Annotated in this window: 5 protein-coding genes; 3 read left to right on the top strand and 2 right to left on the bottom strand. The window is 70.8% G+C overall.

Annotated elements, in window-relative coordinates; genetic code table 11:
* Positions 1–132: 132 nt before the first annotated feature.
* Entirely contained in the window at positions 133–945 is an 813-nt protein-coding gene (locus ACWEVN_RS45765) for an IclR family transcriptional regulator domain-containing protein (protein ID WP_452055448.1), read from the bottom strand.
* 130 nt (positions 946–1,075) lie between these two features.
* On the opposite strand from ACWEVN_RS45765, the gene ACWEVN_RS45760 reads away from it, so the two are divergent.
* On the top strand, positions 1,076–2,491 hold the full coding sequence (locus ACWEVN_RS45760) for an amidohydrolase family protein (protein ID WP_452055447.1): 1,416 nt from the start codon (positions 1,076–1,078) through the stop codon (positions 2,489–2,491).
* Positions 2,492–2,507: 16 nt separating this feature from the next.
* Complete coding sequence (locus tag ACWEVN_RS45755; protein WP_452055446.1) at positions 2,508–3,002, top strand: hypothetical protein; 495 nt, start codon at positions 2,508–2,510, stop codon at positions 3,000–3,002.
* A 7-nt stretch (positions 3,003–3,009) separates the two neighbouring features.
* Here the strand turns inward: ACWEVN_RS45755 and ACWEVN_RS45750 are convergent, their stop codons facing one another.
* Positions 3,010–4,497: a right-handed parallel beta-helix repeat-containing protein gene (locus ACWEVN_RS45750; RefSeq protein ID WP_449684898.1), complete on the bottom strand. Its 1,488-nt coding sequence runs from the start codon at positions 4,495–4,497 to the stop codon at positions 3,010–3,012.
* A 592-nt stretch (positions 4,498–5,089) separates the two neighbouring features.
* On the opposite strand from ACWEVN_RS45750, the gene ACWEVN_RS45745 reads away from it, so the two are divergent.
* A complete protein-coding gene (locus ACWEVN_RS45745; protein ID WP_452055445.1) occupies positions 5,090–5,926 on the top strand; it encodes a hypothetical protein in 837 nt (278 codons plus the stop codon).
* Positions 5,927–6,021: the final 95 nt, after the last annotated feature.

The raw sequence follows: 6,021 nt of genomic DNA, 5'->3' as shown, positions 1-6,021 counted from the left end.
GATCGGTGACACGATCGCCCGCCAGCTCACACTAGACCGATCAGTCCGCTACCAACCCCTCACCAACCACAAACTGTCCGCGAAGTCCTGAAACATACCTGTCCGTGAGGTCCTGAGACATGACAGCGGGTTCTAACCCGCCTTACCACTCACGACCACGGCGGGGACGGCGTCGAGGCGGGCGAAGTCGGCGCTGATCTCCCCGGCCGTCTGCAGCAGCAGCGGCAGGTGGTGCTCGACCAGCCGCTCGACCGAGGTCTCCGCGGCGTGGCAGTTGACGTTGACGCCGGCGATCACCCGGCCCGTCCCGTCGCGCAGCGGCGCCGCCACCGAGCGGATGCCCAGGGCGAGCTGCTCGTCGGTCAGCGCCCAGCCGCGGGCGCGCACCTCGCGCAGCTCGGCGTCGCGCTCGGCCCGGCCCGGCTGCCAGCGGGGGACCAGGCCCGAGCGGGTCGGCTCGGCCAGCACCGCCTCCAGCTCGTCCGCCGGCAGCGCCGCGAGCTGCACCTTGCCCAGCGACGTCGGCAGGGCCGGGAAGCGGGTGCCGATCTGCACGCTCAGGCCCACGATCTTCGGCACCGCCACCCGGGCGACGTAGACGATGTCGGAGCCGTCGAGCTGGGCGATCGAGCAGGACTCGTCCGTGCGCGCGACCAGGCGTTCCAGGTGCGGGCGGGCGACCTCCCACAGGCCCGTGGAATGCACGTACGCGACGCCGAGGTCGAGCACCCGCGGCGTCAGCGAGTAGTCGCGGCCGTCGGTGCGGACGTAGCCGAGCTCCTCGAGGGTCAGCAGGATCCGGCGGGCGGTCGGGCGGGCCAGCCCGGCCGCGGTGGCGACCTCGGCCAGCGTCATCGCCGGCCGGCCCGGCCGGAACGCGGTGATCACCTCGAGCCCGCGCGCCAGCGCCTCGATGAAGTCCGGACCCGTTCCCTCGCGTGGCATGCGCGACCTCCCTCTGCAGTCCTGCCCGCAGCGTAGCCGCGGGGATTGACACCGGCGCGGCACTGGACGAAAGTGGCGGCACCCGTCGAGTGTCCGTAGAGCGGACAAGTGTACGCAACGGAGGCCAGTGATGTCCGAATCGATCGTCCTGCGGGGTGGCACGGTGCTGACCCTCGACGACGCTCGCCGCGTCCTGCCCGGCGCAGACGTCCTGGTCGAGGGCGACCGCATCGCCGCGATCGGCCCGGCCCTGGAGGTCCCGGCGGGCACGACCGAGATCGACGCCTCCGGCGGCATCGTCATGCCGGGGATGATCGACACGCACCGCCACCTGTGGCAGACCGCCATGCGCGGCTACGGCGCCGACTGGACGCTCACCCAGTACTTCGTCTGGTACTACCTCGAGTGGGGCAAGGTGTTCCGCCCCGAGGACATCTACGCGGGCAACCTGCTCGGCGCGTGGGAGGCCCTGGAGGCCGGCGTCACCACCACCGTCGACTGGTCCCACGGCCTGCGGACCACGCAGCACGCCGACGCGGCGGCCGACGCGCTCGAAGCCGTCCCCGGCCGGTTCGTGCTGGCCTACGGCAACATCCAGGACGCCCCGGCGAACTGGACGGCCACGCCGGAGTTCCGCGACTTCGCCGCCCGGCGCGCCGGCGGCGAGCTCGGCTTCCAGCTCGCCTTCGACGTCACCGGCGACCCCGCCTTCCCCGAAAAGCCGGCCTTCGAGGTGGCCCGCGAGCTCGGCGTGCCGGTGACCACCCACGCCGGCGTCTGGGGCGCGACCGGCGACGACGGCATCCGGCTGATGTACGACCACGGGTTCATGACCCCGGAGACGGTCTACGTCCACGGCGCGTCGCTGTCGGCCGACTCCTACCACCGCATCGCCGCCACCGGCGGGTCGGTGTCGGTCTCCACCGAAAGCGAACAGAGCGCCGGCCAGGGCTACCCGCCCACCTGGGCGCTGCGCAAGTACGGCATCCCGGTGTCGCTGTCGATGGACACCTCGGTGTGGTGGAGCGGCGACCTGTTCTCGGCCATGCGCGCCACCCTCGGCGCCGACCGGTCCCGGGAGCACCTGGAGGCGCACGCGAAGGGCGAGACGGTGACGCACGCGGCACTGCGTGCGGACCAGGTCGTGGAGTGGGCCACCCGGGGCGGCGCCGCGGCGCTGGGCCGCTCGGACCTGGGCCGCCTGGAGGTCGGCAAGAAGGCCGACGTCGTGCTGCTGAAGAACGACCACTCCCCGGTGTCGTTCCCGCTGCTCAACCCGTACGGCCACGTGGCGTTCCAGGCCCAGCGCGCCGACGTCCACACGGTGCTGGTCGGCGGCCGCGTGGTCAAGCGCGACGGCCGCCTGGTCGACGTCGACCTCCTCGCGGTCCGGCGGCGGGTCGAGGGCACGGTGGAGTACCTGCGGGCGCAGCTCGGGGAGGAGGCGTGGCGGCAGGGGATGAACCCCGACGTGCCGGAGACCAAGATCCTCGACAACCCCTACACCTACACCGACTACCAGAGTGACCGCACGCACGGCGGCTGAGCTACCGTTCCCCTCCGTGGTCCAGGTTTTCGTCCAGCCCGCCTACGGCACCGCGGACGCCCGCCGCTACGGCGCCGAATCCCTGGAAAAGACCGTCGCCTTCGGCGAACTCGCCGACCTGCTCGACCCCGCGGACCTCGCCCGCCTCGACGCGCTGCACCCGGGCGGGCGGGCCCGGTTCTGGGGCGCCAAGGACAAGTACGACCGCCGGATGGACACCGTGACCACCGGCGACGTCGTGCTCTTCACCGGCGGCAAGCACGTCCAGGCGACGGCCGAGGTCGGGCACGGGTTCCGCAATCCCGCCTTCGCGCGCCGGCTGTGGCGCCCGGACCCGGGGAAGTGCCTGTTCAGCAACGTCTACAGCCTGCGCCGCTACCGGCGTGTCGGACTGCCGTACGAAGCGGTCTGGGCGCTGCCCGGCTTCAACCCCGGCGACAACTTCATGGGCCTGCGGTTCCTCGACGCCGCGAAGTCCACCGCCGTGCTGGGACTGCTCGCCACGCACTGAGGCGCGCTCAGCAGTGGGGCATGACTCCGTCGAAGGACGCGCAGTCGTCCTGGTCCCACGGGGTCGTCTGCCACTGCTCGGCCGTCAGGATCCGGGACGTGTCGCCCGCGACGAACTTCCAGGGCCCGTAGTAGGCGTTGCTGAACCAGTAGTTGCCCTGGTCGTGGGTGATGGCGTCCTGGACGACCTTGCCCTGGTACGGCGACCAGGACGGGTACGTCCCCCAGTTCGACAGCAGCGCCATCTTGCCGCAGGAGCCGTTCGTGCAGCCGATGCGGGCCGGGTCGAAGCGCAACGTGTTGTCGTGCACCTCGACCAGCTGGGTCTTCCACCGGCAGTCGTCGTACAGCGGCGCCGACGCGATCCCGGGCGCCGAGCACCGCGTGCGGTCGGTGACGAGCTTGGTGCAGGTGTTGATCGAGGTGTTGGCCGGGCTGTTGCAGAACCGGTCGGCGTTCTCCCAGGCGGTGACACCGGACCAGTTGTCCTCGAAGGTGTTGTCGTAGATGTCGATCAGGTGCGTGCGGGCCGGCACCCGCGGCTCGCCGCCCGACTCGGACAGGTAGACGCTCGCCACCGGGAAGTTGTCGCCCTTGTCGGCGCGGCGCTTGCCGGCGACCAGGCTGTTGCGCCGCAGGACGTTGTCGCGGAAGACCAGGTTGTAGCTGATCTCGTAGAACAGCGCCTCGGCGTCGTTGTCCTCGATGAGGTTGTTCTCGATCAGGAAGTCGTTGTTGTCGGTGTCGGCCCAGAGCCCGGCGCCGTGGTTGTGGTGGATCCAGTTCCCGCGGACGTCGGCCTTGTCGACCACCCAGAACTTGATCCCGCCGCTGCACCCGCAGCCGGGGCTGCGCGTTTCCCAGTCGTCGGTGTTGTTTCCGGCGATCTCGTTGCCCTCGATGATCAACGCGGTGATCGTGCTGTCCGACCGGTAGGCGTTCATGCCGTACTGGCCGTTGTTGCGCAGGCAGCTGTGCCGCACCTCCTGGCGCGCCCCGGCCATGATTCCCGCGCCTTTGTTGTTCTGCACGGTCGTGTTTTCGATGATCCAATGCTCGCCGGAATCGTGGTTCACCACGCCCTGGTCCTGCGGGGCGACGAAGTTCTGGATGGTGAGCCCGCGGATGACGACGTTCTTCGCCTGTTGCGTGAAGGCGGCGCGGTTGATGCCCTGCCCGTCCAGCACCGCGCCGGGCGCGCCGAGGTAGACGTCGCCGTCCTTGGGGATGACCTGCCCGAACGGGTCCGCCGCCAGCAGGTGCGTGCCCGGCGGCAGCCAGAACGTGGTGCCCGGCGGCGACTCCTGCGACTTGCGGTAGAGGTCGCCGGGTACCGCGGCGTCGACGGTGACCGCACCCGCGGGCGCCGTGGTGTTGACCAATGGCTGGTGATCGCACACCGGCCCGGGCGTCACCGCGGCCGCGGCCGCCGGCCCGGGCGGCACGACGAACGCGGCCAGCAGAACGACGGCCAGAATGGATCTCATCGGCGACATGGTGGGAAACCTACGCAATTGATCGCGCAACGGCTTGGTCCGATCGAGTCCATTCCTGTGGTTTTCGGGTGTACCAGGTAACGAAAAAAACAGTGATTACTCCACGACTGTGAATACCGTGGGAACAATAGGTGGAAGGTTCTGTTATCGTGGTCCGGGCCGGCCCGCGGCCGGAATTCCGCGCGGAGGCGGGCTCGGAGCGGCGCAGCGCGGGTGGGCCACCTGCCGCGTCGCGGTCGGCCGGGCGGCCGAGCGCCGCCGCGGTCGACCGGCGGACGGTGACCGGGCCCCTCCCGTGGTGCCGGCCCGGACCCGGATTTTATCCGTTAAACGGAGAACTACCTGAGCGAGTGATTTCACGCCATTCATTCCGGCCACTCCCGCGGTGGCGAAGTAGGCTGGTTCAACCCCATTCCGGATCTGTCCTCCACTCGGCGGTTCCCGCGCACCGATCGGGTATTTACGCAGGTCAACGCCCTGTGGGCGGCCCATCGGGGCGGTAACGTCACCTATCGGACAGAACTGCTGCCCCGGTGCCCGGGCCCCGAATCAAACCCGGCCGCCGCACTCAGGAAGGGAACCCCGAGAAATCATGTCCACATTGCGACGACTGGCTGTCGCCGGCGCTTTCGCGCTGCCGCTTTCCCTCGTCATCGCCGGTCCGGCGACGGCGCACCCGCTCGACTGGCCGCACGACTCCTGGAGCGCCGAGAGCTCCAGCACCTGGGCCGGCATCGGCGGCGCGGGCACCACCGACACCGACGAAGGCTCGACCTGGTGGGGACACCACTGGTCGGAGACGGACTCCGCGGTGGCCGGCATCGGCGGCGCCGCCGTGACGCACAGCGGCGAGTCCGGCGACGACGGCTGGAACCACGCCTGGCACCACCCGGCCCACGACGGCTGGTACGGCGGCGACGACGACGGCGACTGCGACGACTACGACGGCGACGACCACCACTACGTCACGGGCGACTACGACGATGACGACGACGTCGTGCACCACGCCGTGAGCCACCCCGACCCGGTGGACCAGGAGCCGGCCGGCTACGTCGTCCACCCGGTGTACGACGCCGACGACGACGCTGACGACGCCGACGACGCCGGCGACGTGGGCTACTACGCCGAGCAGCACTCGGCCGGTGTGGACGGCGCGACCTCGGCGCACGTGGTGAGCCACGCGGGCGAGCACCACGCCACGTACGAGGCGGAGAAGCTGACGGCCGGCCCGTACGGCGCATCGTCGGAGGGTGCGCACGCGGTGGCGGTGCCGGACTACGCGGGCTACCACGCCTGGTACACCACGGCCGGGGTGGGCGGCGCGGCCGCGCACTCGGTGACCGCGGTCGCCGACGCCACGGCGGCGGACGACGACGACTGGGTCGTCGACCACGACGCGGACGACGAATCCGACTACGACCAGGACTGAGCTCCACGGTCGAAGCCAGGGCTGAGCGAGCCGGGTCCGCACCCCGCGGTCCCCGCTCGCACACCACGCTGGGGCCCGGTCGGCCGCCCGGGTGT

Source organism: Amycolatopsis sp. NPDC003861 (assembly GCF_053605405.1).
This window is presented reverse-complemented; position numbering and strand designations above follow the sequence as displayed.